Source organism: Streptomyces sp. NPDC018029 (assembly GCF_044327655.1).
Classification (GTDB): Bacteria; Actinomycetota; Actinomycetes; order Streptomycetales; family Streptomycetaceae; genus Streptomyces.
Genome location: NZ_JBIRFV010000001.1, coordinates 169,111 through 195,642, shown reverse-complemented (window position 1 = coordinate 195,642; position 26,532 = coordinate 169,111). Strand labels below are relative to the sequence as shown.

Annotated in this window: 18 protein-coding genes and 1 pseudogene; 9 read left to right on the top strand and 10 right to left on the bottom strand. The window is 73.2% G+C overall.

Annotated features, from left to right (window positions below; translation table 11 throughout):
* Positions 1 to 4 precede the first annotated feature (4 nt).
* The gene (locus ACH4D5_RS00840) at positions 5 to 223 is read right to left on the bottom strand and encodes a response regulator transcription factor (protein ID WP_398297176.1); all 219 of its coding nucleotides are present in this window, start codon (positions 221 to 223) and stop codon (positions 5 to 7) included.
* Positions 224 to 481: 258 nt separating this feature from the next.
* On the opposite strand from ACH4D5_RS00840, the gene ACH4D5_RS00835 reads away from it, so the two are divergent.
* The 4 genes from ACH4D5_RS00835 to ACH4D5_RS00820 all read left to right on the top strand — a co-directional run bounded on the left by ACH4D5_RS00835 (position 482) and on the right by ACH4D5_RS00820 (position 13,083).
* A complete protein-coding gene (locus ACH4D5_RS00835) occupies positions 482 to 1,783 on the top strand; it encodes an MFS transporter (protein ID WP_398297174.1) in 1,302 nt (433 codons plus the stop codon).
* On the top strand, positions 1,780 to 5,121 hold the full coding sequence (locus tag ACH4D5_RS00830; protein ID WP_398297172.1) for a type I polyketide synthase: 3,342 nt from the start codon (positions 1,780 to 1,782) through the stop codon (positions 5,119 to 5,121). The genes ACH4D5_RS00835 and ACH4D5_RS00830 overlap by 4 nt, the downstream gene beginning before the upstream one ends.
* Positions 5,118 to 12,341: a MupA/Atu3671 family FMN-dependent luciferase-like monooxygenase gene (locus ACH4D5_RS00825; protein ID WP_398297170.1), complete on the top strand. Its 7,224-nt coding sequence runs from the start codon at positions 5,118 to 5,120 to the stop codon at positions 12,339 to 12,341. The genes ACH4D5_RS00830 and ACH4D5_RS00825 overlap by 4 nt, the downstream gene beginning before the upstream one ends.
* Before the next feature lie 226 nt (positions 12,342 to 12,567).
* The gene (locus tag ACH4D5_RS00820; RefSeq protein WP_398297168.1) at positions 12,568 to 13,083 is read left to right on the top strand and encodes a hypothetical protein; all 516 of its coding nucleotides are present in this window, start codon (positions 12,568 to 12,570) and stop codon (positions 13,081 to 13,083) included.
* Here the strand turns inward: ACH4D5_RS00820 and ACH4D5_RS00815 are convergent.
* The 5 genes from ACH4D5_RS00815 to ACH4D5_RS00795 all read right to left on the bottom strand — a co-directional run bounded on the left by ACH4D5_RS00815 (position 13,060) and on the right by ACH4D5_RS00795 (position 16,349).
* Positions 13,060 to 13,848, bottom strand: a complete 789-nt coding sequence (locus ACH4D5_RS00815) for a hypothetical protein (RefSeq protein ID WP_398297166.1) — start codon at positions 13,846 to 13,848, stop codon at positions 13,060 to 13,062. The genes ACH4D5_RS00820 and ACH4D5_RS00815 overlap by 24 nt on opposite strands.
* Positions 13,849 to 13,980: 132 nt before the next feature.
* Positions 13,981 to 14,523: an MOSC domain-containing protein gene (locus tag ACH4D5_RS00810; RefSeq protein ID WP_398297164.1), complete on the bottom strand. Its 543-nt coding sequence runs from the start codon at positions 14,521 to 14,523 to the stop codon at positions 13,981 to 13,983.
* Between the two features lie 21 nt (positions 14,524 to 14,544).
* Positions 14,545 to 15,339, bottom strand: coding sequence for an SAM-dependent methyltransferase (locus ACH4D5_RS00805; RefSeq protein ID WP_398297162.1), 795 nt, complete (start codon positions 15,337 to 15,339; stop codon positions 14,545 to 14,547).
* Positions 15,340 to 15,403: 64 nt separating this feature from the next.
* Entirely contained in the window at positions 15,404 to 15,772 is a 369-nt protein-coding gene (locus ACH4D5_RS00800; RefSeq protein WP_398297160.1) for a MazG-like family protein, read from the bottom strand.
* 22 nt (positions 15,773 to 15,794) lie between these two features.
* The gene (locus tag ACH4D5_RS00795; protein ID WP_398297158.1) at positions 15,795 to 16,349 is read right to left on the bottom strand and encodes a DoxX family protein; all 555 of its coding nucleotides are present in this window, start codon (positions 16,347 to 16,349) and stop codon (positions 15,795 to 15,797) included.
* A gap of 175 nt (positions 16,350 to 16,524) precedes the next feature.
* Between ACH4D5_RS00795 and ACH4D5_RS00790 the strand changes: the two genes are divergently transcribed.
* Positions 16,525 to 16,848 (top strand): nuclear transport factor 2 family protein, encoded by a 324-nt coding sequence (locus ACH4D5_RS00790; protein WP_398297156.1) that lies wholly within the window; start codon positions 16,525 to 16,527, stop codon positions 16,846 to 16,848.
* A gap of 26 nt (positions 16,849 to 16,874) precedes the next feature.
* Here ACH4D5_RS00790 and ACH4D5_RS00785 read toward each other — a convergent pair whose 3' ends face one another.
* Both ACH4D5_RS00785 and ACH4D5_RS00780 read right to left on the bottom strand, forming a co-directional pair.
* On the bottom strand, positions 16,875 to 17,345 hold the full coding sequence (locus ACH4D5_RS00785) for a lamin tail domain-containing protein (RefSeq protein ID WP_398297154.1): 471 nt from the start codon (positions 17,343 to 17,345) through the stop codon (positions 16,875 to 16,877).
* A 131-nt stretch (positions 17,346 to 17,476) separates the two neighbouring features.
* A complete protein-coding gene (locus tag ACH4D5_RS00780) occupies positions 17,477 to 18,250 on the bottom strand; it encodes an SDR family oxidoreductase (protein ID WP_398297152.1) in 774 nt (257 codons plus the stop codon).
* Positions 18,251 to 18,383: 133 nt separating this feature from the next.
* Here ACH4D5_RS00780 and ACH4D5_RS00775 point away from each other — a divergent pair, with 133 nt between their 5' ends.
* Entirely contained in the window at positions 18,384 to 20,018 is a 1,635-nt protein-coding gene (locus ACH4D5_RS00775) for an alkaline phosphatase D family protein (protein WP_398297150.1), read from the top strand.
* A 1,013-nt stretch (positions 20,019 to 21,031) separates the two neighbouring features.
* Here ACH4D5_RS00775 and ACH4D5_RS00770 read toward each other — a convergent pair.
* Positions 21,032 to 21,775 (bottom strand): annotated as a pseudogene (locus ACH4D5_RS00770) (glycosyltransferase); the annotation flags it as partial.
* A gap of 538 nt (positions 21,776 to 22,313) precedes the next feature.
* Here ACH4D5_RS00770 and ACH4D5_RS00765 point away from each other — a divergent pair.
* From ACH4D5_RS00765 to ACH4D5_RS00755, 3 genes are all read left to right on the top strand, one after another.
* A complete protein-coding gene (locus ACH4D5_RS00765) occupies positions 22,314 to 23,603 on the top strand; it encodes a multidrug effflux MFS transporter (protein ID WP_398297148.1) in 1,290 nt (429 codons plus the stop codon).
* Positions 23,558 to 24,733, top strand: coding sequence for a serine hydrolase domain-containing protein (locus ACH4D5_RS00760; RefSeq protein WP_398297146.1), 1,176 nt, complete (start codon positions 23,558 to 23,560; stop codon positions 24,731 to 24,733). The genes ACH4D5_RS00765 and ACH4D5_RS00760 overlap by 46 nt, the downstream gene beginning before the upstream one ends.
* A gap of 239 nt (positions 24,734 to 24,972) precedes the next feature.
* Positions 24,973 to 25,986 carry a small ribosomal subunit Rsm22 family protein gene (locus tag ACH4D5_RS00755; RefSeq protein ID WP_398297144.1) on the top strand — a complete coding sequence of 338 codons (1,014 nt, stop codon included), beginning with the start codon at positions 24,973 to 24,975 and terminating at the stop codon, positions 25,984 to 25,986.
* Between the two features lies 1 nt (position 25,987).
* On the opposite strand, the gene ACH4D5_RS00750 is transcribed toward ACH4D5_RS00755, so the two are convergent.
* Positions 25,988 to 26,485: a hypothetical protein gene (locus tag ACH4D5_RS00750; protein WP_398298460.1), complete on the bottom strand. Its 498-nt coding sequence runs from the start codon at positions 26,483 to 26,485 to the stop codon at positions 25,988 to 25,990.
* Positions 26,486 to 26,532: the final 47 nt, after the last annotated feature.

Genomic DNA, 26,532 nt, shown 5'->3' with positions numbered 1-26,532 from the left:
GGCGCTAGCAGTTCTCGGTGTGGCTGAGGTGGATCAGATGGGCCACCGTGGGCGCGGTGCGCTTGCTGCGGATGCGGCGCAGATACGTGCTCACGGTGTGCACGCTGATGCCCAGGCGTCTGGCGATCTGCTTGTGGGAGAGGCCTGCCGCGATGTGGGCCAACACCTGACGCTCCCTGTGGGACAACGCCGGTGCGTTCTGCGGGCGGCTGTCTACTGGCATCTTCCCTCCGGGAGGGACTGTCAACACGTACGGCGGCTGTGGCCGCAACGTGATCTAACCACGGTCGTGGAGAAACAGAAAGGAATCCCCGCATACCCAGGGGAAACGCTGCGCTACTGAGCGCCATCGACCATGTCAAGTCCCCAATTCGGGTGACTGTAGGCGTGCTTCGGTGCGGGCGAGTGTGAAGGCGGTCTCGGCTGAGCGGCAGCCGTACACGTTCTGAATGGCAGCCCGGCGCGGACCAGGGGGGAACGCTTGCTCCACTTTCGCCTGCTCGTCGCGGGTAACGCCGTCTCGGCGTACGGCAGTTACCTGAACATGGTCGCCCTGAACGTGTTCGTCTACGAGGTGACCGACAGCGCGCTGGCCGCGGGGATCTTCATGGCCGTACGCCTGCTGACCAGTGTCGTGTCCGGCTTTGTGAGCGGACGCCTGGTCTCGGCGTACGACCGCAAGAGGTTGATGGTCGGCGCCGATCTGACGCAGTGCGCCGCCATGATAGCGCTGCTGATCGCCCCCGACGCGGGACGTGCGGGGCTTCTCTACGTCCTGGCCGTCGTGACCGGCTTCTGCTCGACCCTGTCGGGCGTGGCGCTGCGCAGCAGCATCCCGGAGATCGTCGGCAGCGACCTGCGGCTGCGCGCCAACTCGCTCCTCGCGACCGGGCGTTCGCTCGCGATGATCGCCGGTTTCGCCTCCGCGGGTGTCGTGGTCGCCCAGCTGGGATACGTCGCCGCCATCTCCCTGGACGCCGCCACCTTCGCGGTCTCCGCGTGTGTGCTGCTCTCGCTCCCGATCCGTACGAGGGCGGAGGCAGGGGACTCCACGGGCTCCGAGGGCTCCGGCGGGAAAGAGGACGCCGGGCGGAAGGCGGAGCGGCGTGGGGCCGGGGCGCTTCTTCTGCTGCGGGCCGCCCCTGTCCTCACCCTCATGATCGCCCTCCGGGCCGCCGACGGCCTCGGGTCCTCGTCCCACAACGTGGCCCTGCCCGTGTACTCCAGCGACCTCGACCCGTCCCATCCGGCCACGTTCATCAGCCAGTTCTGGGCCACGTGGGCCATCGGCAACATCGTCATGCAGCAGGTGTGCGGGCGGTGGGGCGGGCGCGGCGGCCGGCAGGGGCCGGGGGAGCGGGCGTTCGCGGTCGGGGCCTGTGTGATGTCGGCCGCGTTCATCGTGGTCTTCGCCGGGCTGCCCACGGGGGTGGCGGTCGCGGCGGCCCTGGTGGCGGGCATGGCCGACGGACTGACCGAGATCGCCTACGTCACCCGTCTCCAGGCGGCCCCCGACGAGCAGCGGGGCAGGCTCTTCGGGCTCTCCGCTTCGGTCGAGAACACCGGCTTCGGCCTGGGGATGCTGGTCAGCGGCGCGCTCCTTGACCACTTCTCACCGTTCCAAGTGGTGGGCCTACTGCACGGATTGGCGATCGCCCTGTGCCTCGGGATGTTCGTCGTCATGGTGCGTCAGGGCCGACGGGGCACGGCGGCACCGCCACCGGAGGGCGGCACGTCGACGAAGCCCGGGAACCCCGTGAAGAGCGAGAGTGAGCCCCGATGACCACGCCTGCCACAGGCCCCGCCTCCGGCCCCGACGTCTCCGTCGCCGTCGTCGGCATGTCCTTCCGGCTGCCCGGCGCGGACACGCCGGAGGAGTTCTGGCGCACGATCCGCGACGGCGCCGACCGCATCCGCCGCTTCACCGACGCCGAGCTCGCCGCCGCCGGGGTGCCCGAAGAGGCGTACCGCGCGGAGGAGTTCGTCGGGGCGAGCGGGGTCCTCGACGGCATCGCGGGGTTCGACGCCGGGTTCTTCGGAATGAGCGCGCACGAGGCCCGGATCACCGACCCGCAGCAGCGGCTGTTCCTGGAGTGCGTGCACCACGCGCTGGAGAACGCCGGGTACGCGGGCGGCGACGAAGGGGCGGCCGGGGACCGGGGCGGCCACGGTCACGACGTCGGCGTGTACGCCAGCACCGGCTACCACCTCTACTCCCTCCAGACCTATCTGCAGAACAACGTCCTCCGGGGCGGCATCGCGGACTGGGTCGCCGGACTCCAGGTCACCATCGGCAACTTCACCGACTTCACCGCCAACCGCGCCGCCTACCGCCTCGGCCTCACAGGACCCGCCGTCAACGTCCAGACGGCGTGCTCCAGTTCGCTCACCGCGGTCCACCTCGCGGCGCAGTCCGTCGTCGCCGGGGAGTGCGACATCGCTGTCGCCGGTGCCACCGCCCTCCACGTGCCGCAGGTGCTCGGCTACCAGTACGTCAAGGGGTCCATCCTCTCCAAGAGCGGCCGGCTGCGGCCCTTCGACGCCGGCGCGGACGGCACGGTCGGGGGCACGGGCGTCGTGGCGGTGGTGCTCAAGCGCCTCGACCGGGCGGTGGCGGACGGCGACCACATCCACGGCGTCATCCGGGGCTGGGGGGTCAACAACGACGGCGCGGACAAGAAGGCGTTCACCGCGCCCAGCGCGGCCGGCCAGCGCGGCGCGATCCGCCGTGCCCTGGCGCGGGCGGGCGTCGACGCGGCCACCATCGGCTACCTGGAGACGCACGGCACCGGCACGTTCAAGGGCGACCCCATCGAGTTCGAGGGCGCCACCGCCGCGTTCCGCGCCGACACCGACCGTACGGGGTACTGCGCGCTCGGCTCGGTCAAGGCCAACATCGGGCACCTCGACGTGTGTTCGGGCCTCGCGAGCCTGGTCAAGGCCCTCCTCGTGCTGCGGCACGGCGTCATCCCGCCGATGGCAAACTTCCGCCGCCCCAACCCTGCCCTCGACCTCGCGGCCAGTCCGTTCTACATCCCCGAATCCGCACGGCCGTGGCCGAAGGGCGACGTGCCGCGCAGGGCGTGCGTCAGTTCGTTCGGCGTCGGCGGCACCAACGTCCACGTCGTCCTGGAAGAGGCCCCCGAGCCCGCGCCCCGGCCCGCCGACGCCCCACCGCCCCCGGGCCTCCTGCTGGTCGCGGGCCACACCGAGGAGGCGCTCGCGGCCAACGCCACGGCCCTCCGCGACCACCTGCGCGCACACCCAGGGACACATCTCGCGGACCTCGTGACCACGCAGGCCCTCGGCCGCGCCCACCGCAAACACCGGCTCGCCGTGCGGGGCGACACCGTGGCCGCGCTGACCGGCGCCCTGGACGACTGGCTCACCCGGCCGCATCCGCAGCCCCGGCCCCGGACGTCGGGCGCGGGTGGTGCCGGGTTCCTCTTCACGGGGCAGGGCAGCCTCCACCGGGGCGCGGCCCGCGCTCTCCACGAGCGCTTTCCCGTCGTACGCGAGGTACTGGACGCCTGCGAGCGGCAGTTCGCCGAGCTCACCGGGGGCGACAGCCTCCTCGGCCCGCTGCTCGGCGAAGCGGGCGGAGAAGCGGGAGCGGAGGAGCCGGTCTGGCCCACCGAGGTGGCGCAGCCCGCGCTCTTCGCGCTGCAGTGCGCGCTCGTCCGCCTGTGGCGGGAGGCCGGGATCGCGCCGGACGTCGTGGCCGGGCACAGCGTGGGGGAGTACGGCGCGCTGTACGCGGCGGGCGTGCTGTCCGCCGAGGACGGGCTGCGGCTGACCGCGGGCCGCGGCAGGCTCATGCGGCTCCGGTGCGAGCCCGGCGCGATGGCCGCGGTCCCGACGGACAGGGCCACGGCGGAGAGGCTGGCCGCCGAGGTGCCCGGCGTGGAGCTCGCCGTCACCAACGGCGAGCACAACCAGGTCCTCGCGGGCCCGGTGGCCGCCATGGAACGGCTGACGGAACGGCTCGCGGCGCGCGGCGTCCACGCACGGGAACTCCCGGTGCGGCACGCCTTCCACACCGCCCTCATGGACCCGGCCCTCGACGGGCTGCGGCAGCTGGTCGCCGACGTGCGACCGCGCCCGGCCGAGGTGCCGTTCGTGAGCGGTCTGGACGGGCGCACCCGGCCGCCCGGCTGGGTGCCGGACGCCGACTACTTCGTACGGCAGGCGCGTGAGCCGGTGCGTTTCGCGGACGTACTGGAGGAGTTGAGGTCGGCGGCGTACGACGGCGTGGGCGCGCTGGTGGAGATCGGGCCGCACACGACGCTCAGCGGCCTCGCACGCCGGGAGCTCCCCGACCGGGCGGCCCTTCCGTCGCTGCGGCGCGGCGCCGGGCTCGAACCGCTGTGGGACGCGGCCGCCGGTCTGTACCGGGCCGGCGCGCCCGTCGCCTGGCGGGTCTTCATGGGCGGGACGGGGCGCAGGATCCCCCTGCCCGGCTACCGATTCCAGCACAAGGACTACTGGACAGGGCCGGAGAACTTCCTTCCCCGGCCCGTACAACCCGAACAACCGGCAAAGGGTGGGGCGGAAGTGGCACAGGACGAGGCAGCGGTCGAGCGCGTGCTCCAGCACATCATCAAGGTCACCGCGAAGCACCTCAGCTACGACACGAGCGAGATAGCCGAGGACGCTTCCTTCTTCGACCTCGGCGCGGACTCCCTCCAGATGATCGGGGTGCTCCGGGAGCTGGAGGAGGAGCACCAGGTCAAGGTGTCGATGCGGGAGCTCTTCGAGGAGGCGGGCACGGCACGGGGGCTCGCGGAGATCATCGCGGCGAAGGCGACGGCGACGGCGGGGCGCGCCGAGCCGCGGCCCGAACGACTTCCGGACCCTCTGCCGGAGCCGCAGGTCCAAGCGGCGCCCACGAGCCCCGCGCCCACGGCCCCCGCACCGGCGGTGGCGCCCGCCCCCGCGGCGTCCACGGAGTACGCCACCCGGCAGGAGGTCGAGGACCTCGTGCGCCAGGTGCACCAGCTCACCCAGATGCAGCTGCAGCTCATGGGCCAGCTCTCCCAGCTGCTCGCCGCGCAGACGGCACAGACGGCACAGGCAGCGCAGACAGTGCAGCCCACGCAGCCCGCGCGGGGTGACCGATGACCGCGCACCCCGGCTCCGTCTCCGCCGCGGTCGACGCGGACCTCGCCGCGATGGCCGAGCTCTCGCGGCGCATCACCGAGCAGATGGGGGCGACGGCAGCGGCCGAGGAGACTCCGGCGCCGCGCCCGGCCCAGCACGGCCCCCGCCTGGAGGTGTCCCGCGGCTCCGGAATGCTCCGCGGCAACGCCTCCGACAGCCAGCGGGCCCACCTGGCCGACCTCGTCCGCCGCTACACCGCCAAGACGCCCACATCGAAGAGCATCACCCAGCGCTACCGCCGTGTGCTCGCCGACAGCAGGGCGGCGGTCGGCTTCCGCAGCAGTACGAAGGAGATGCTGTACCCCATCGCGGGGCGGCGGGCGAAGGGCTCCTGGCTGGAGGACGTCGACGGCAACCGCTATGTCGACATCACCATGGGCTTCGGCGTCCTGCTCTTCGGCCACGAGCCCGCCTTCGTCACCGAAGCGGTCCGCGAGCACCTGTCGCGCGGCATCCAGCTCGGCCCGCGCAACGTGGAGACCGGCGAGGCCGCCGAGCTGCTCGCCGAGCTGACCGGCATGGAGCGCGTCGCCTTCGCCAACTCCGGCACGGAGGCGAACTCCGCGGCCATCCGGCTCGCCCGCGCCGCCACGGGACGCTCCCGCATCATCACCTTCGAGGGCGCCTACCACGGCCACAACGACAACGTACTCGGCCGCTCCCCGCACACCGGCGGCGACGGCCTCACCACCGTGCCGATGTCCGCGGGCGTGCCGCACAACGCCGTCGCCGACCTGCTCGTCCTGCCGTACGGCAGCGAGGAGAGCCTCGCCGTCATCGAGCGGGAGGCCGCCGGCATCGCGGCGGTCGTCGTGGAGCCGGTGCAGAGCCGCCACCCGTCGCTGCGGCCCGCCGAGTTCGTGCGCCGACTGCGCGAACTGACCCGGCGGCACGGCATCGTGCTGCTCTTCGACGAGATGCTGACCGGCTTCCGCCCCGCGCCGCGCGGCGCGCAGGAGCTCTACGGAGTCACGCCCGACCTGGCCACGTACGGCAAGCTGCTCGGCGGCGGCTTCCCCATCGGCGCCATCGCGGGCCGCGCCGACATCATGGACGGCATCGACGGCGGCCACTGGCAGTACGGGGACGACAGCTACCCGCGGGCCGACACCACGTTCTTCGGCGGTACGTACATCCAGCACCCGGTGTCGATGGTCGCCACGCGTGCCGTACTGGCCCACCTCAAGGAGCACAGCCCGCGGCTCCAGGAGCGCCTGAACGCCCGCACCGACGACATGGCCGCCACGCTCAACGCCTTCTTCGAGGCGGAGGGGTTCGCCCTGCGCATGAGCCACTTCGGCTCGATGTTCCGCTTCGAGCACCGCGCGGACATGGAACTGCTCTACCACCACCTCATGCTGCGCGGCGTGCACGTGTGGGAGTGGCGCAACTTCTTCCTCTCCACCGAACACTCCGACGGGGACATCGAGTTCATCGTGGACGCGGTGAAGGACTCGCTGCGGGAGCTGCGCGCGGCGGGCTTCCCGCTCGGGAGCCCCGCCAAGCCCTGCACCAAGGCGCCTGCGAAGGCACCTGCCAAGGTCTCCGCCAAGCCACAGGCCATGGCCTGGAACAGCGCGGCCACCCTCCAGCAGGAGCAGTCGGAACCCGCCCGCCCCCTCGACTTCGGCGTCTACTTCTTCGGCGACTACCCGCAGGACGAGGCGACCCCCCGGCACGGCAAGTACGACCACCTCCTGGAGACGGCCCGGTTCGCCGACCGCAACGGCTTCCACTCCCTGTGGATCCCCGAACGGCACTTCCACTCCTTCGGCGGTCTCTTCCCCAACCCCGTCGTGCTCGCCGCCGCGCTCGCCCGTGAGACGAGCCGCGTCCGCATCAACGCGGGCTCGGTGGTGCTGCCGCTGCACGACCCGATCCGCGTCGCCGAAGAGTGGTCGATGGTCGACAACCTCTCCGGCGGCCGCATCGGCATCGGCTGCGCCAGCGGCTGGAACGCCGACGACTTCGTCTTCTTCCCCGAGCGCTTCGGCTCGCACCGGGAGATGATGTACGAACAGGTGGCGCAGGTCAGGCAGTTGTGGCGCGGTGAGCCCGTGCGCCGCACCACCGGGGACGGCGAGAGCGACCTGCGGCTGTTCCCCCGCCCCGTCCAGGACGCCCCGCCGATGTACACGGCCGTCGTCGGCAACCCGGCGTCGTACGAGCTGGCCGCCCGCCACGACGTCGGCATCGTCACCAACCTCATGACGCAGAGCGTCGAGCAGCTCCGCGACAACATAGCCCTCTACCGGCGCACGCGCGCCGAGTGCGGCCTGGACCCGGACGCCGGGCACGTGGCCGTGCTGCTGCACACCTACCTCGCCGAGGACCACGCGACGGCCCGTGCAGAGGCGCGCGATCCGCTGTCGCGGTACATGCGCTCCTCCCTCTCCCTCTTCGGCAACGTCGCCAACAGCCTGGGCCACCGCATCGACCTGTCGGCGATGACCGAGGACGACCTGGACGTGGTATTCCGCCGCGCCTACGACCGCTACTGCGACCAGCGGGCCCTCATCGGCAGCCCCGAGAGCGTGCGGCCCGTCGTGGACGCGGTGCGCGCCGCGGGCGCCGACGAGATCGTCGGCCTCGTCGACTTCGGTGTCGCGCCCACCGCGCTGCGGGACGGCCTGGTCCACTTCGACGGGCTGCGCCGGGCGTACGTGGCTTCCTCTGCACCGGAGCCGGTCGCCGACCGCGGGGCGCCCCTGTCCCCCGGGCAGCAGCGCGTCTGGTTCCTGGAGCGGATGCTGCCGGGCCGTACCGCGTACAACGAGACCAAGGCCATCGAGCTCGAAGGCCCGCTGGACGTCCCCGCGCTGCGCGCCGCCCTGTCCGACCTCGCCGAACGGCACGACCAGCTGCGCACGGTGTTCCGCGAAGTGGGCGGTGAGGCGCGGCAGTTCACACTCCCCCCGGGAGAGGTGGACTTCGAAGTCGTGGACGGTACAGGAAAGGGCACCGGCGCCGGTGACCCCGTCGCCGACGTGCTCAAGGCCGAGAGCGAGCGCCGCTTCGACCTCGCGAACGGCCCCCTGTTCGTCACGCGCCTCGTCCGGCTCGGCGAGCGGCGGCACGTCCTCGTGCTCTCCCTGCACCACATCGTGATGGACGCGGCATCGGCCGCCGTGCTCGCCCGCGACGTCTCCGCCCTCTACCGCGCCCACCTGCCGGGCGCACCGGCCGCGGAACTCCCCGCCCTCACCCGTACCTACGCCGACCACGCCCGCGAACAGCGCACCGCGCTCACCGGTCCGAAGGCGGCCGAGGACCTCGCGTACTGGAAGAAGACGCTCGACGGCGACCTGCCCGTGCTGCGGCTGCCCACCGACCGGCCGCGGCCCGCCGTCATGACCTCCAACGGCCGCGCCCTGTTCCGCACCCTCGACCCCGAACTGTCCGACAAGGTGCGGCAGTTCGCGCGCGAGCGCCGCAGCACCCTCTTCATGGCCCTGCTCGCCGGCTACGCGGCCGCCCTGCGCCGCGTCACCGGCCAGGACGACCTGGTCATCGGCACCCCGATGTCCGACCGCACCCCCGAGTACGAGGACGTCGTCGGCTTCTTCGTCAACACCCTCGCGCTGCGCCTCGACCTCTCCGGCGACCCGGACTTCGGCACGCTCCTCGACCGGGTACGGGGGGTGGCCCTGGACGCGTACGACCACGCGGACGTGCCCTTCGAGGCGGTCGTACGGGAGCTCGCGCCGGCCCGCACGCTCGACCGGACGCCGGTCTTCCAGACGCTCGCCGAGTTCGAGACCGGCGACCCCTTCAGCTTCGACCTGCCCGGCGTGCGGGCGACGCCGCTCGACTCGGGGCCCGACAAGGCGCTGACGGACCTCAGCGTGTACTTCACCGACCAGCCCGACGGCATCCGCTGCCACCTGGAGTACCACACCGACCTCTTCGACGAGGCGACGGTCGACGCGCTCTTCGGCACCTTCCGCGAGGTCCTCGCGGAGGCGGTGGGGGCCGGGAGCGCGCAGGCCGCGGTGGCGCGGGAGTGGCGGCACGGGCCCGTCCGGCAGCGGACGCGCAGCACCGTCGACGCCCTGGCCTCGCGGTGGGCCGAGGTCGCCCCGGACCGCGTCGCGGTGATCAGTGGCGAAGTGACGCTGACGTACGGCGAGTTGAACGCCCGTGCCGAGCGACTGGCGGCCGTGCTGCGGACGGCGGACGGCGGCGGCGCGCCGGTCGCGCTGTGGCTGCCGCGCGGCGCCGACCTGATCGTCGCGATGCTCGCGGCCCTCAAGTCGGGACGCGGGTACGTGCCGCTGGACCCCGGACAGGGCAGGGCGCGGGCCGAGGCCGTTCTGGCGGAGAGCGGCGCGCGGATCGTGGTGGCGGACGGGACGCAGGCCGCGGATGCCGGCGCACGGCCGACGTGGCCGGCCGGGACGACACTGCTGGACGTCACCGCCGCCACCGTCACCGACGCGGCCCCGACGCCCCCGAGCGGCCCGGCGGCGACACGGCCCACCCCCGACTCCCTCTGCTTCGCCATCTACACCTCGGGCAGCACCGGCGCCCCCAAGGGCGTGGCCGTCCCGCACCGGGCCGTCGTGGACCTCTGCCAGTGGCACCACGAGCGGTTCGGGTTCACGGCGGACGACCGCAGTGCCGCCGTCTGCAGCCAGGGCTTCGACGCGGCCGTGCTGGAGATCTGGCCGGCGCTGACGGCGGGCGCCACGGTCGTCGTGGCCGACGAGGCGGTCCGCAGGGACCCGGCGGCGCTGGCCCGCTGGTACGCGGACCGGCGGATCACCTTCTCCATCCTGCCGACGGCTCTCGGCGAGGCGGTCCTCGCGCTCCCCGAGCCGCAACAGCCCCCGCTGCGGCACCTGTTGCTGGGCGGCGACGTGCTGCGCACCCGCCCGCGCCCCGGCGTCCCGTACGAGACGGTGAACGTCTACGGCCCGACCGAGGTGACGGTGCTGTGCACGGTCGCGACAGTGGAACCGGACCCGTCCGACGGCCCTATCCCGATCGGCCGCCCCGTCGACAACGTCACCCTGCGGGTGCTCGACGAGCGCGGCAGGGAGGTGCCCGCCGGTGAGGTGGGGGAGCTGTACGTCGGCGGGCCCGGGGTGGCCGCCGGCTACCTGGGCAGGCCGGACCTCACGGCGGAGCGCTTCGTCGACGACCCGCTGGGTGCCGAAGGGCGGATGTACCGCACGGGCGACCTGGTCCGCTGGACCGGCGACGGGGCGCTGGAATTCCGGGGCCGGGCCGACGACCAGGTGAAGATACGAGGCCACCGCGTCGAACCCGAGGAGGTCACGCGCACCCTGACCGGCCTGCCGGAGGTCCGTGACGCCCTCGTCCTGGCCCACCGCGACCGCCGGGACGACGCCTACCTCGCGGCCTACGTCGTACCCGCGTCGCCCGCCCCGGCGCGGGAGCGGGAACTCGCCGACCGTCTGACGGCGGACCTCGCGGCCCGCCTCCCGGACCACCTGGTGCCCCACGCCTGGGCCGTGCTCCCCGAACTCCCCATCTCCCCCAACGGCAAGGTGGACCGCGCCGCACTCCCCGCCCCCGCCCTCACCACCTCGACCGCCCCGCCCCCGCCGACGCACACGGTGCCCTCAATACCCCCGGCACCCTCGACGTCGGACATCGAGGCGCGCCTGAAGCGTCTCTGGGCGGCGGAGTTCGAGGTCGACGCGGCGTCGATCGATTCCGGCGCGTCCTTCTTCGAGCTGGGCGGCCACTCGATCACGGCGATCCGGCTGGCGAACGGTGTGCGGGAGGAGTTCGGCACGGAGTACCCGGTGGCGCGCTTCTACGAGGAGCCGACGCTGCGGGCGATGGCGGCGTACCTCGCAGGAGACGCCGGGGGAGGCGAGGACGTGCCGGTGCGCGCCCCCGTCACCGCCCAGCAGGGCGCCTTCATCACCCGGCACCGCACGCACCCCCGTCCGCAGATCTACAACGTGGCGATGCGGCTCACTCTGACGGGAGCCCTGGACGTACCGGCCCTGCGGACCGCGCTCACCCAGCTCGTCGCCCGGCACGAGGCCCTGCGCACCCGCTTCGTGGAGGACGGCGGCGAATGGTGGCAGGAGGCGCTGCCGGCCCGGCCGGTGGAGCTGCCGGAGGAGGATCTGTACGCGCGGCACGGATCGGCGGCCGCCGCCGACGAGCAGGCGGCACGCACGGCCGCCGACGTGGCCGCGACCCCCTTCGACATCGAGGCGGAACTCGCCCCGGTCCTCCGCCTGTTGCGCACCGGACGCGACCGGTGGACGCTGCTCTTCGTCCTGCACCACGCGGCCTGCGACGGCTGGTCGGTCAGCGTCCTGCTGCGCGAACTCGCCGCGCTGTACCGGGCGGCGGCCACCGGCACCCCGCACGGCCTGCCGGACGACGTCCCGCAGCCGGGGGAGTACGCGCGCTGGCAGCGCGAGCGGAGCCGTACGGAGGACAAGGGCCGGCTCGTCGACTACTGGACGCGTCAGCTGAAGGGCGCCCCCTTCGGTATGCCGCTGCCGCTGGACAGGCCCCGCCCGGCGGAGCTGAGCGGGGCCGGGGACGTGGTCCTGTTCACTGTGGACCGGGCCGCCCGCGCCGACGTCGAGGCGCTGTCACGGCGGCACCGCACGACGCCCTTCGTGGTGACGGCGGCCGCGCTGGCCCGCCTTGTCGCGGAGGTGGGCAAGGAGCCGGACGTCGTGCTCGGCATCTCCTACGCCAACCGCGAGCGGCGCGAGTTCGAGGCGCTCGCGGCCTGCACGGTCTCGTCCTTCACGCTGCGGGTGCGGGGCGGCGAGGCCGCGTCGTTCGGGGCGCTGGTGGACCAGGTGGCGCGCAGTTCGGTCGGGGCCATCGACCACGCCGCGCCGATCCGGGCGGTGGCGGCGGACGTGAGCGCCGCACTGGGCACGGAGGTGCCCGAGCGGCTGCCGCTCGGCTTCCAGTACCAGAGCTCCCTGGAGACGGAGATCGAACTGCCGGGCGTTACCACGGCGGTCGAGGACCTCGCGGTCCCGGGCGCGCGCTCCGAGTTCAACTTCGGCCTGATCCCCACGGGCGACGTGCTCTCCGGATATCTGGAGTACTCGACGGACCTGTGGGACCGCACCACGGTCGAGGCCTGGACCGGCGCGTACGTCGAACTCCTGGCGAGGGAGGCGGCGGAGGCGCTGCGGGACGGAGGCGCCCCCGGCGACAGCCGGTGACGTCTTCCACCCGCTCCACGAGGATCCGTCGGCATGGGGCCGTGGGGCCGAGCGCCCCACGGCTGGAATTGAGCGTGCCATGTCAAGAATCTTGGGGATCGGCCTTGTCGCCCCAAGACCCCTGTGCCTCAATGGGCAGCGATCCGGCCTGCTGACTGCCCGTCAGGCCGCGGGCCGGCACTCGCGTCCCCCCTCACTCCCCCCACCTCATGAAGGCAGGTCCTCCATGCGACACGGCAGCAGACACGGCAGCAGGCACGGTAGACTCGGCGGTACCGGCAGACTCGGCAGAGGCATCGGCTCGGCCCTCGGCGTCGGCGCGTTCGCCGTCGGCGCGCTCGCGATGGCGCCCGCGGCCGGTGCCGTGGAACCGCAGAGCGCCACCCTCTCGTTCGACTGCGGATCGTACGGCTCCGGAACGGCGACCCTCACCGCCGCTCAGGACGGCACCAACGCGACCATCAGCGTGTCCACCTCGGCGATCACCGCCCCGATCGACCTCGGCGCGGGCTCCGTCAACTCCACCCTCACCCTCACCAAGAACGGCACAGGGACGACCGACTTCACCGGCAGCTCCAACCCGGCCATCCCGGCCGGCGGCGCCGTCTCCACCGGACCGCTCACCGGGACCGTCGCCGCGGGCGACAGCCTGGAAGGGAAGTCCCTGAAGATAGTGGTCTTCGGGATCACGGTCACCTGCAACGCCACGTCGGCGCAGTCACCGGGCCCGTTCGTGTTCTGACCCGGCTCCGCCCGCACCTCCGGCGAGGGGGCGCCAGTACTGCTCCGCCCCCTCGTCGCGTACGACGAAACCGAGCCCCCGCACCGTCTCGGCCAGGTCCCTGGCGTCCTGCGGGGCCTTCCGCCGCAGCGCGGCCTTGCGTGCCGCGAGAAGCGCGTGGACCTCGGCGGGCAGGTCCGGGGTGCCGGGGATCCAGCGGTGGAACAGCGACGCGTGCGGGTCGCCGTCCCGCCACGGGTAGCCGTGCGCGCGGAAGGCGGCGGCCAGCGCGGCGGCCCGCGCACTGGGCTCGCCCCGCACGAGCTCGCCCGAGTCCGTGCCGAGCAGCACCAGGTGCTTGCCGTCGAGGAACACCGCGGAGACGGCAGCGCGTTCGAAGGTCCGGGTCCGGCCGTCCTGTTCGACGTGCACCCGCGCGTCGGTCAGCTTCAGCGACACCGTCTCGGCGATCGCCGTGAAGGCGAGGACGAGCCCGGCCACCAGGCCGGCGGCCACCACGAGCGCGGTCTGCCAGGGCGCGTCGAGCCTGCCGACGAACTCGATGCCGTCCCGCCACGGCAGCACCGGCGATCCGGAGGCCCAGCGGGCGAGCCGCGGCACGACGAGGCCGAGCAGCAGCCCGAGGAGAGGGAGACCGACGAGCAGGAGCAGCAGATCCCCTCGCGGATGCCCGAGCTCCGTGACCGTGCCCTGCGCCTTGCCCCGCTCGTCCCGCGTCTCGCCCCGCCTCTCGCCTCGCGCCTTGCCGAGCTCTTTGCCCGCCATCCCGTGCACTCCGTTCCGCCGCCCCGCCGGTCGTCTCCTCCACGACGCTAGGAGCGGGGATCGGGCCCGCACAGCCGCCGAAAGTCGCGCGCGGCCCTACTTCGGTAGGTGCCGTGCGCGACGTTCAGGGCGTCAGACCGTTTCGAGGGGGCGGTGCGGGCCCTCCGGCAGGACGACCTCGATCACGTCGCCGGGCCGGACCTCGCCGCCCTGCCGGACCACGCTCATCACCCCGGCCTTGTGGCGGACGGCCCCGGACGCGTCACGGCCGACGACCTTCTTCATCAGACCGGCCCGGAACCCGTCGATCTGGCGGCACGGGTTGCGCAGGCCGGTGATCTCGACGACGGCCTCGTCACCGAGGCGCAGCAGCGCGCCCACGGGCAGGCCGAGCAGGTCGATGCCGCGCGTGGTGATGTTCTCGCCGAGTTCGCCCGCCGCCACGGTGTAGCCGTCGTCCGCCAGCTCGTCGAAGAGCTCCTCGTGCATGAGGTGGACCTGGCGGAGGTTCGGCTGGTCGGGGTTCCGGGCGACACGGAAGCGGTGCTTCACCTTCGTACCGGCATGCACGTCCCCCTCGACGCCGAGGCCCGCGAGCAGCGTGACGCTCTCGCGGTTCGGCTTGGAGAAGGAGTACGTTCCGTTGCTGCTGACCGCAGTGACCATGGCGTCCATGGTGCGCGACCCTAGCCGCTCTCAGCCGACCGGCCCGACCGGCCCGACCGGCCCGACCGGCACCAAGGTCAGGTACGCGATGCCGAGCACCCGGCGATAGCCGCGCAGCCAGGAGGAACGCTGCGCGTCGACGCGCTCGCGGGTCTCGGCGGCCAGCGGGTGGCCGGGGTGCGCGGCGAGCCACTCCTCGACGTCGGAGCGGTAGCCCGACTCGAACTCCTCCCACTCCTCGACGCTCGCCGTCTCCACCCACAGCGGGCGGAACCCCGCCTCGATCGCCGCGTCCACCAGGTCGCCAAGCGCCAGGTGCTCGCCCGCGTCGGCGTCCGGCCACATCGCGGCGAGCTCTTCCGCCGTGGGCTCGCGCTGCCAGAAGCCCTCGCCGAGCACGACGCGGCCGCCCGGATTCACCAGGCGGCGCAGCGCGTGCAGCGCCTCGGTCGTCGTCCGGGGCGGCTCGGCGGAGCTGAGGGCCTGGCTCGCGCCGAGGCACAGCACGACGTCGGCGGGGCCGCGGGCGGTGTCCGTCGCCGACTCCTCGGCGAAGAGGGCCCGGCCGTCGAGCCCGCGCGCCGCGGCGTTCGCGCGGCCGCGCTCCAGGTCCTCGCCCTTGATGTCGACACCGACACCGGTCGCCTCCGGCACGGCTTCGAGGACGCGCAGCATCAACTCGCCCCAGCCGCAGCCGATGTCGAGGACGGTACGCGGACCCGCCGCCGCCAGCCGCTCCACCAGCCGGTCCGCGCGGGCCTCGGAGAGCGGGCCGTGGAAGGTGAGGCGGGTGAGCCGCGGGGGATGATCGGTGTCAGTGGTCATGACCCGGCACGCTAACCCGCCGACCGGCCCCTGGACCAGCACTTTTCCTGCCCCGCCAGCTCGGTCAGTCCTCAGCCTCCCCGGCCCCCCTGGACCGCTGGTCGACGCGGTGCAGGTGTCCGGCCAGGACCTGTGCCGCGTCCGGGGTGAGCGTGCGCAGGGCGACCATGGCCGTGACGATGACGTCGCAGAGCTCCGCCTGTACGTCGTCCCAGGTGTGGCTGGTGCCCTTGCGCGGATTCTGGCCGGTGGCGCCGATGACCGCCTGCGCGACCTCGCCGACCTCCTCCGACAGCTTCAGCATCCGCAGCAGCAGGGCCTCTTGGGGCGCTTTGCGGTTGTGGGAATCCAGCCATTCGTAGAGGCGGTCGACGGTCTCCCACGCATCCCGCAGGCCCCCCGACGCCGACGCGCCCCGCTGATCGTCGTCCATGCCCCGCAGCCTGCCACGGCGGCTACGCGTCGGACGAGCCGCCCTCGTCCCCCGCCCCCGCCGCCCGGACGGTCTTCTTCCGTGCTCCGAGCGTCACGAGTACGCCGACCGCCGTGCCCGCGAGTGCGGCCGGGACCATCCAGGCGCGGTTGAGGGAGTGGCCGAGGGCGTGGTCGGCGGAGTAGCGGCCGGGCCCTGTGACGGCGAGTGCGGCGGAGACCATGCCGAGGAACGCCGGGTACTCGTAGCCGCCGCCCTGGCTGAAGAAGCCGTTCGGCGCGTGCACGGCCGCGGCACCGGCCATCGCGCCCGCCGCGGCCGAGCCCGCCGCGGGGGTGGCGAGGCCGAGGGCGAGGAGGACGCCGCCGCCCGCCTCGGCGAGCCCCGCCACGACGGCGTTCACCTTGCCCGGCGCGTAGCCGACGGACTCCATGAAGGCGCCGGTGCCCGCGACGCCCCCGCCCCCGAACCAGCCGAACAGCTTCTGGGCGCCGTGCGCGGCGAGCACTCCGCCGGTGCCCGCACGGAGCAGCAGCAGCCCGACGTCTCGGCGGTCCGGACACGAGCAGGTGGTCATGGGGAACTCCCGGTTCGGCCCCTCGGCGGGGTGGCGGATACGTCCGCCTCCACCGTCCACCGGACCGGCCCGCGCCACCCGGCCCGCGGGTCCGTCCGGGTGACCCGCCCGGTGCGACCGGGGGAGGGCGGCGGCCCCGGTGGCGACGCGCGCCGACCGGTGTGACCGTGGGCCCATGAGTATTCAGGTGAGCCGTCTCTCCGACCCCACGGTCCGGTCCTTCGTCGCCGCGGTGAACGCCCACGACAAGGACGCCTTCGAAACCCTGCTCGCGCCCGGCGCGACCATGTCGGACGACGGCTCCGACCGGGACGTCGCGGACTGGACGGACCGCGAGATCTTCTCCTCCAACGGCCACATGGACGTCGAGACGGAGTCGGACGGCGGCCGCGTGCTGGTCGTCTCCTACCGCAACGACACCTGGGGCGAGATGCGCACGAAGTGGCGGTTCACCGTCGACGGCGGCAAGATCTCCCGCTTCGAGACGGGCCAGGCCTGAGCGGCCGCCCTTCCCCCTGACAGCGGTCAGTGGCAGCTGACGGAACCGGAGCCGAGCCGCGCCCACGAGCAGGAGTCCTGCTGCGCGCCGCTCGGCTTGATGAGGCGGGCCTTGTCGCCGGTGTTGTTCCAGACGTAGTTGGTGCGGCCCCAGTAGCGCACGCCGGAGGCGTTGGTGCCCTTGCCGGTGCGGACCTTGACGGTCTTGCCCGCGCCGATGTTGTAGCTGCCGAAGGTGTACGTGTAGCCGGTGTCGTCCTTCAGCTTGTAGCCCTTGAGCTGGATCGCCGAGCGGGTGTTGTTGTGGATGTTCACCCACTCCGCGTTCAGTGAGGAGTTCGAGCGGGTGTCCCGGCCCGGGCTGTCGTACTGGATGGAACCGAGGTGCAGCCCGCCCTGGTGGCGTGCCGTCGCCGCCGACGCGGGGGACGCGGCGAGCAGGGCCACCGACAGGGCGGTGGCGGTGAGGACGGCGGGGGCCGCGGTACGTATGCGCAAGGAGTGCTCCAAGTGTGAAGTTCTCGTGGAGAGAAGCCGAGCATACGGGGATCTCCGACCGGCCTTGATGCGGTATGCCGCATTCCACTTGTGGAGATATCGGCCCCGGCGCGCTGCACCCTCCCCGCGCGTCAACCCCGCCCGATGTACGGCATGTTGGTCGCGAGCACCGTCGCGAACTGGACATTGGCCTCCAGCGGCAGCTCCGCCATGTGCCGCACCGTGCGCGCCACGTCCGCCACGTCCATGACCGGCTCGGTCGCGAGCTGCCCGTTGGCCTGGGGGATCCCGGACTGCATGCGCTCGGTCATGTCGGTCGCGGCGTTGCCGATGTCGATCTGGCCGACCGCGATCCGGTAGGGCCTGCCGTCCAGCGACAGTGACTTCGTCAGGCCCGTCAGGGCGTGCTTCGTCGCCGTGTACGCCACCGAGTGCGGGCGCGGGGCGTGGGCCGAGATGGATCCGTTGTTGATGATCCGGCCGCCCTGCGGGTCCTGCTCCTTCATCTGCCGGAAGGCCGCCTGCGCGCACAGGAACGCGCCGTTCAGGTTGGTGTCGACGACGTGCCGCCAGGCCTCGTAGGGAAGCTCCTCGACCGGCACGCCGCCGGGACCGAACGTACCGGCGTTGTTGAAGAGGAGGTCCAGGCGCCCGAAGTCCGCGCGGACGCGGGAGAAGAGCGCCGCGACGTCCTCGGGGCGCGACACGTCCGTACGGACACACAAGGCGCCGCCGGCCTCCCTCGGCGCGAGGGCCGCCGTCTCCTCCAGCGTCTCCGTGCGGCGCCCCGCGAGCGCCACGGACCAGCCCGCTGCGAGCAGTTCCAGGGCGACGGAGCGGCCGATTCCGGAGCCGGCTCCGGTCACCACGGCGGTCTTCGGCGATGCAGTTCGCTCAGCGTTCATGGCCCCGCAGCGTACGGGAGGGCCGTCCACGCGGACATCATCCGCCCGCCATGCGGCTGTTGTGTACGCGACAGTCCCACGTCGTCCCCCGCCACTTACATGCCCCTGACAGCAATCGTCAGGGGAGGGCCACATGACACCCGCAGGCCAGCACCACGCACCGGAACTCCGTGCCGCCGCCCGCCACTTGGGACGCCGCAGGTTCCTCACCGTCACCGGCGCCGCCGCCGCGCTCGCCTTCGCCACCAACCTGCCCACCGCGGGCGTCGCCGGTGCCGCCGAGCTCGACGCCCGCCGCATCAGCAAGAACCCCTTCACGCTCGGCGTCGCGTCCGGCGACCCGCTGCCCTCCTCCGTCCTGCTGTGGACCCGGCTCGCCCCCGCACCGTACGAGCCCGACGGCGGCCTGCCCCGCGAGCGCGTCACCGTGGACTGGGAGCTCGCCCACGACGCGAGGTTCCGGCGCGTCGCCAGACGCGGCAAGGTCACCGCCCACCCCGAGTTCAGCCACACCGTGCACGTCGAGGCCGACCACCTCGACGCGGGCCGCACCTACTACTTCCGCTTCAAGACGGGCCGCTGGGTGAGCGAGACCGGCCGCACCCGCACCGCGCCGCCCATCGGCAGCCGCGCCGGCGCCCTCACCCTCGCCGCCGTCTCCTGCCAGGCGTACCACGACGGCTACTTCACCGCGTACAAGCACCTGGCGCAGGACGACGTCGACGTCGTCTTCCACCTCGGCGACTACCTCTACGAGTACGCCGTCAACGCGGTCGGCGGCGCCCGCAACTACACCGACCGCACCCTGCCCGCCCACTTCAACAAGGAGACGCAGACGCTGGAGGACTACCGCCTGCGGTACGCCCTCTACAAGTCCGACCCGGACCTGCGCGCCGCCCACGCCGCGCACCCCTTTGTCGTCACCTGGGACGACCACGAGGCCGAGAACAACTACGCCGACGACATCGACGAGAACGGCAACCCGCCGGCCGAGTTCCTGCTCCGCCGTGCCGCCGCCTACCGCGCGTACTGGGAGAACCAGCCGCTGCGCCGCGGGCAGCTGCCGAGCGGGCCCGACGCACAGCTCTACCGGCGCCTGAAGTGGGGCCGCCTCGCCCAGTTCGACATCCTCGACACCCGGCAGTACCGCTCCGACCAGGCGTACGGCGACAAGGCGCACGTCCCCGGTCCCGAGACCGACGATCCGAGGCGCACCATCACCGGCGCCACGCAGGAGCGCTGGCTCATCGACGGCTGGCGCCGCTCGCGGGCGCTGTGGAACGTCGTCCCGCAGCAGGTCACCTTCTCCCAGCGCAAGCTCGACCTCAACGCGCAGGCCAAGCTCTCCATGGACGCCTGGGACGGCTACCGCGCCTCCCGGAAGCGGGTCCTCGCGGGCGCGCGCTCGGCGGACATCGAGAACCTCATGGTCCTCACCGGTGACGTGCACGTCGGCTACGCCTTCGACATCAAGGCCGACTTCGACGACCCGTCCTCGAAGACCGTCGGCACGGAGATCGTCGCCACGTCCATCGCCAGCGGCAAGGACGGCGCGGACAAGCCGGCCAACTGGGACACCTACACCAAGGCCAACCCGCACCTGAAGTTCTACAACGGCCGCCGCGGCTACGTGACGGTCGCGCTCGGCTCCGACTCGGCGCGCGCCGACTTCAAGACGGTGTCGGCGGTGACGACGCCCGGCGCCCCCATCAGGACGGCGGCGTCGTTCGTGACGGAGGCGGGCGACCCGGGGCTGCGGCCCGCGTAGCGGTCGGCGGTCTCCCGCGGCGTCCTGCGCGCCAGGGCCAGGTCGTTGTTCACGGTGAAGTAGGGGCGCACGGAGACGGCGGCACCGGCCTCGTCGGCGAGGTGCCCGGCCGGATACACGTCGGTCCGCTTGCGGGCGACGACGTCGCCGATGACGCGCGCCAGGCGGACCGGCTCGGCCCCGGGGGACAGGGACAGCGCCAGGTCCCACGTCTCCGGGGCGGCGCCCTCGCCGGCGGCCGGCAGCCGGGAGTACGCCAGGGAGAAGCGGAAACGGTCCTTCCCCGACGTCGTCACATCGGCCTCGAAGGCGGCGGCGGGGTCGTGGCGCGGTACGGCGAGGAGCCGGGGCGGCTGTCCCGGGGCGAACTCCGCGCCGTACAGCGTCCCTTCGACCGCGCACGACGTCCCGTCGGTGGCCACCGTGTGGGCCTCCGCGTGCGCGGGGCGGCGCCAGGACCGCACGGAGAGGTTGTTCTTGACGGTCGCGTAGGGGATCCACCAGGCGAACGGCGCCTCCGGCGCGGCCCGCAGGCTCAGCAGGCCGCGCTGTTCGACCGTCGTGGCGGCGACCCGGCGCCGCGCCCCGTCGTCGGAGCGGACGATGTGGAAGTCCCAGCGGCCCTCGGCGAGCGGGTGGGCGCGGCGCTCCAGCACGGCCGTCCAGGGCTCGTCGTCGGTCTCGGGCCGCCGCAGCGGCACCTCGACCAGCTGCTCGTCCCGGCCCTCGGAGCCCCGGAGCGTCGCGGTCAGTGTGAACGCGGTGCCTGGCATGCCGGCCCGGTCCAGGCGTACGACGAGATCGCCCGCGGCGTTCACGGCGCAGGTCGAGCGCGGGCGCAGCGCGGGGCCCGCCGGGCGCCGCCGCCCCGCCCTGCGCACGGTCCGCCGCACGGCCTGCCGGACGGCCGCCCGGGCGCGCCCCGCACCGGCCGCCAGCCGGCAGTCGAGCGGCACCGGGGCGGGCGGGGAGGCGGCGCGCAGCTCGGTGAAGAGTTCCTCGTAGCGCCGGGCGACGTGGTCGGGTGCGTACCGCTCGACGTTGCGCCGGGCGGCGCCGCCCATGGCGCGGCGCAGGTCGGCGTCCTCGATGAGCCTGAGCAGGCCCCGGGCGACGGCCCCGCTGTCGCCCGAGCGGACGAGCAGGCCGTCCTCGCCGTCGCTGATGATCTCGGCGGGCCCGTGGGGACAGTCGGTGGCGACCACCGGGGTGCCGCACTGCATGGCCTCCACGATGGTCATGCCGAACGACTCCTCGCGCGAGGTGACGGCGGCGATCGACCCCTTCGCCCACTCGGTGGCGAGAGAGGGGATGGCGCCCATCAGGAAGACGTGGTCGCTCAGGCCCAGTTCGTCGATGCGGGCCCGCAGCGGCGCGTGCTTGGGGCCGCGGCCGTAGATCCGCAGCTTCCACTCCGGGTGCGCGGCGGCCACCGTCGCGAAGGCGTCCACCAGCAGGCCGTACCGTTTCACCGGGATGAGGCGCCCACCGGCGATGACGAGCCGGGCCTCGCCGTCGGATGCGGTGGTGAGGGGCGGCGGCGGTGAGGCGTTGGGGACGGACACGATCGGGGTGCCCGTGCCCGCCAGGTGCCTGCGGTGCGTGACGGCGTCCGCCTCCGTGACGGTGGTGTGCGCGTCGAGCGAGGCGATGGCGGCGTCCTGGGCGGCGCGGATCCCGGGCTCGTGCGTGCCGTACACGCGGTGTTCCTGACCGATTCTCAGGTAGTGGTCGCGGCCGAACTCGGCGAGGTACATCACCAGGCCCGGCCGGGTGGCCACCACCACGTCGGTGTCGGTGCGGCGCAGGAACCGGGCCACCCGGCGGTCGGTGAGCCGGTCGAAGCCCGCGCCCCGCGCCTCGGCGGGCGGCACCAGCGAGGTGGTCTCGCCCAGCAGCGCGTCGCCCAGGTCGTTGCGCGGCGAGTGCGGCCGGCTGTCGATCAGGTGCCGCAGCCGGACCTTTCCGCCGAGCGGCAGGCTGGGCCTGTCGCGCGGGCGCCAGACGCTGACGATCTCGACGTCGTGCCGCTCGGCGAGGGCACTGGCGGAATTGAAAGTGGCGCGGATGGTGCCACCGATTCCATAGGCGTTCTGCAGCAGGAAGGAGATTCGCATCGAGCCTTGTCCAGATCGGCGGTCGGAGCCGGGGCCCGAATTGCCCGGCGATGTTGCTAAACGAGTGAAGCGTGCTGACGTCACATGTCCGGCACCTACGACGTCGTACATGCGGTCCCGACCACGCGTCGGGAGCTGCGACCATGGAGAGCGGATCCGATCGACCGGGAGGGGCGCGATGCCTGAGCGTGGGCAGACAACGGCAGAGGACCGGATAACAGAGGCGGCGGAGCCACACGGGCCCGTCGCCGTCCGTCGTACCGGAGCCCTCGTCACCCTCGTCCTCGGCGGCCTCACCGCCGTCCCCGCGCTCTCCATGGACATGTACCTGCCGGCCCTGCCGGAGGTCACCGACGCCCTGAGCTCCCCGGCCGCCACCATCCAGCTGACCCTGACCGCCTGCCTCCTCGGCATGGCGCTCGGCCAGCTCGTCGTCGGCCCGATGAGCGACAGGTGGGGCCGCCGGCGCCCCCTCCTCGTCGGCCTGCTCGTCTATGTGATCGCCACCGCGACCTGCGCCTTCGCGCCCACCGCCGAACTCCTCATCGGCTTCCGCCTCCTCCAGGGACTCGCGGGCTCCGCCGGCATCGTCATCGCCCGCGCGATCGTCCGAGACCTGTACGACGGCGTGGCCATGGCCCGCTTCTTCTCCACCCTGATGCTGATCTCCGGCGTCGCCCCCGTCGCCGCCCCCCTCATCGGCGGCCAGGTCCTCCGCTTCACCGACTGGCGCGGCATCTTCGTCGTCCTCACCGTCGTCGGCACCGCGCTGACCCTGCTCGTCTGGCGCCGCCTGCCCGAGACCCTCGCCCCCGAGAAGCGGCACGGCGGCGGCACCGTCGAGGCGCTGCGCACCATGAGGTCGCTCCTCGCCGACCGCGTCTTCGCCGGCTACATGATCGCGGGCGGCTTCGCGTTCGCCGCGCTCTTCGCGTACATCTCCGCGTCGCCCTTCGTGATCCAGGAGATCTACGGCGCGTCCCCGCAGACCTTCAGCCTCCTCTTCGGCGTCAACTCCGTCGGACTGATCGCCGCGGGACAGCTCAACGGCAAGGTCCTGGTCGGCCGGATCAGCCTCAACAAGGTCCTCGCCGCCGGCCTCGCGATGATCACGACCGCCGCGATCGCCCTGCTGCTCATGACGACCGGCGTCCTCGGCGACGTCGGCCTCTTCCCCGTCGCCGCCGGGCTCTTCGTCCTCATGTCGTCGATGGGCCTCACCCTGCCCAACACCCAGTCGCTGGCGCTGATCCGCACCCCGCACGCCGCGGGCTCCGCCTCCGCGCTGCTCGGCACCTCCTCCTTCCTCATCGGCGCGGTCGCCTCCCCGCTCGTCGGCATCGCGGGCGAGGACACCGCCGTCCCGATGGCCGTCGTCCAACTGGTCTGCGCACTGGCCGCCGTCACGTGCTTCGTGGGACTGTGCCGCCCCTGGCAGCACGAGCCGACCCAGGAGGCGGACCACTGAGCGCACCCAGACTCCTGCGCCCCGGCACACCGGACCGCGCGGGCCTCGACCCCGACGAGATCGGCCGCCTCGTCACCGGGGTGCGCGACCTGACGCGCGGGCCGCGCCCCTGGTGCGCGGGCGCCGTGGTCCTCGTCGGCCGCGGCCCCGTGATCGCGGCCGAGGAGGCGGCGGGCTGGGCGGTGCGGTACGCCTCGTACGACCCGGAGAGCGACACCGGCGTCGAGCTGCCCCGCGAGTGGCGGGTGCCCATGCGCACCACCACCCCCTTCGACCTGGCGTCCCTCACCAAACTCTTCACGACGATCGCCGCCGTGCAGCAGCTGGAGCGCGGCACGCTCGGCATCGACGCGCTCGTCGGGGCGTACGTCCCCGAGTTCACGGCCGCCGCCGAGCACGGCATCACGGTCCGCCAGCTCCTCACCCACACCTCGGGGCTGCGGCCCGAACTGCCGCTGTACGACTGCCCGGACGCCGCCGCACGCCTCGCGGCCCTCCGCGCGGAGGCCCCGGCCACCGAGCCGGGCGAATACGTCTACTCCGACCTGAACATGCTCCTCCTCCAGCACATCCTGGAGCGCCTCACCCGCCGCCCCCTCGACGCGCTCGTCCGCGAGGGCATCACCCGCCCGCTCGGCATGGCCGACACCGGCTTCGGCCCGTGCCCCGAGGCCGCGGCCACGGAGGACCAGCGCAGGCCCTGGGCGAAGGCCGACCGCGGAATGCTGCGCGGCACCGTCCACGACGAGAACGCCTGGGCGCTGGGCGGGATCGCCGGGCACGCCGGCCTCTTCTCCACCGCCCGCGACCTCGCGGTGCTCTGCCGCACGCTGCTGTGCGGCGGCTCGTACGGCAGGGCCCGCATCCTCGGCCCCGACTTCGTCGAGCTGATGCTGGCGGGCGACGGCCTCGGCTTCGCCATCGACCAGCCCTGGTTCATGGGCGAACTAGCGGGCCGCGGCGCGGCGGGCCACACGGGTTTCACCGGCACCTCCCTCACCCTCGACCCGGCAACGGACACATTCCTGATCCTCCTGGCCAACACGGTCCACCCCCGCCGCCGCCCCCCGGACAACACCCCTCGCGCCACAGCCGCCACCCACCTGTCCCGCGCGGCCCGGGGCCGATAGCGGGGGGGGGCACGGGACGGCACGGGGTGCCGAAGGGTTTCAGGGGCGCGGGGAACTGCGCGACCGGCCCACCCGGACCCGCACCCGCCGGACGGCCGCCATGGGGCAGACGCGAAGGCACGGGACCGAGTCGGCTCAGGCACACCCCACACCCGCCCCCGCCAGCGCAGCGCAACGCCCCCGCCAGCGCAGCGCAACGCCCCCGCCAGCGCAGCGCAACGCCCCCGTAGAATCACGGGGTGAACGCCCCGATCCCCCCGGCACCCCACCCCCCGGCCGAGACCCTGCGCACCTCGCTCGCCGGGCTCCTGGACGGCCTCCCGCCCAAGCAGGCGACCCAGGCCGTCGACCGGCTGATCGCCAACTACCGGGGCCGCACCCCGACCGACGCCCCGATCCTGCGCGACCGCGCGGACGTCGTCGCGTACGCCGCGTACCGCATGCCCGCGACCTTCGAGGCGGTCCGTGCCGCGCTGGCCGCCCTCGCGGACGCGGCGCCCGAGGGCTGGGCGCCCGGCAGCCACGTGGACGTCGGCGGCGGGACCGGCGCGGCGACCTGGGCGGTCGCGGCGACGTGGGCGGGGGAGCGCCCGGTGACGGTCCTGGACTGGGCCGAGCCCGCGCTCGCACTCGGGCGGGAACTGGCCGAAGCGACACCCCGGCTGAGCGCCACCCGATGGCAACGCTCCCGTATCGGATCGACGCTCACCATCGAGAGCACCGCTCTCGTCACCATCTCGTACGTCCTCGGAGAGCTCACGGAGGCCGACCGCCGCTCCGTCGTCGACGCGGCGGCCCACGCGGCGACCCAGGCCGTCGTCATCGTCGAGCCCGGCACCCCCGACGGCTATGGACGGATCATCGAGGCCCGCGACCGGCTGATCGCCGCCGGCTACCGGATCGCCGCACCCTGCCCGCACAGCTCGGCGTGCCCCATCGAACCCGGCACGGACTGGTGCCACTTCTCCGCACGGGTCAGCAGGTCGTCCCTGCACCGCCAGGTCAAGGGCGGCTCCCTCGCGTACGAGGACGAGAAGTTCAGCTATGTCGCGGCGGTCCGCTTCGACCCGGACCCCGCGCCCGCCCGCGTGGTGCGCCGCCCGCAGATCCGCAAGGGCCAGGTGCTCCTCGACCTGTGCGGGGTCGAGGAGTCCCTGCGCAAGGAGACCGTGACCAAGCGCCACGGCCCCCTCTACCGCGCGGCGCGCGACGCGGACTGGGGCGACGCGTGGCCGCCCCCGTCCGCGCAGTGACTCACGCGCCCCAGGTGCCCTGGTTGACGGCGCAGTTCCAGCCCGTGCCGCGCACGGAGAACTTCACCTTGTAGGACCTGGTGTTCAGCAGGCGCGTGCGCACCTTGACGCCGAGCTTGGCCTTGCCCGCCAGGCTCTTGTCGTACACGGTGACGGTCTTGGACGTCTTGTGGGTGACCTTGCCGCCCTTCGGCGTCGCCCGGCCGAAGCGGATGTTCTTCACGTTGGTCACCGTGAAGCTGACCTTCTTGAAGCTCTTCGTGCTCTTGTTCTTGATGCCGAAGTACAGGCCCCCGTTGGTGACCCAGCCGTTCCGGTCGACCTGGAAGCGAGAGGTGTACACGATGTCGATCGGGCAGCCGGAGACGGCACTCGGAGACGCCTTCGGCGCGGCCTTCGGAGCGGTCGGGCCGGTCGCGGCGGACGCGGACCCGGCGAGGCCGAGCTGAGCGGCGGTCAGGGCCCCCGCGGTGGCCAGCACTGCGGCGGACGTGCGCATACGGTTCACTGCGCTGATACCTCTTCTTCCCCCTGGGCCCCCGTGGA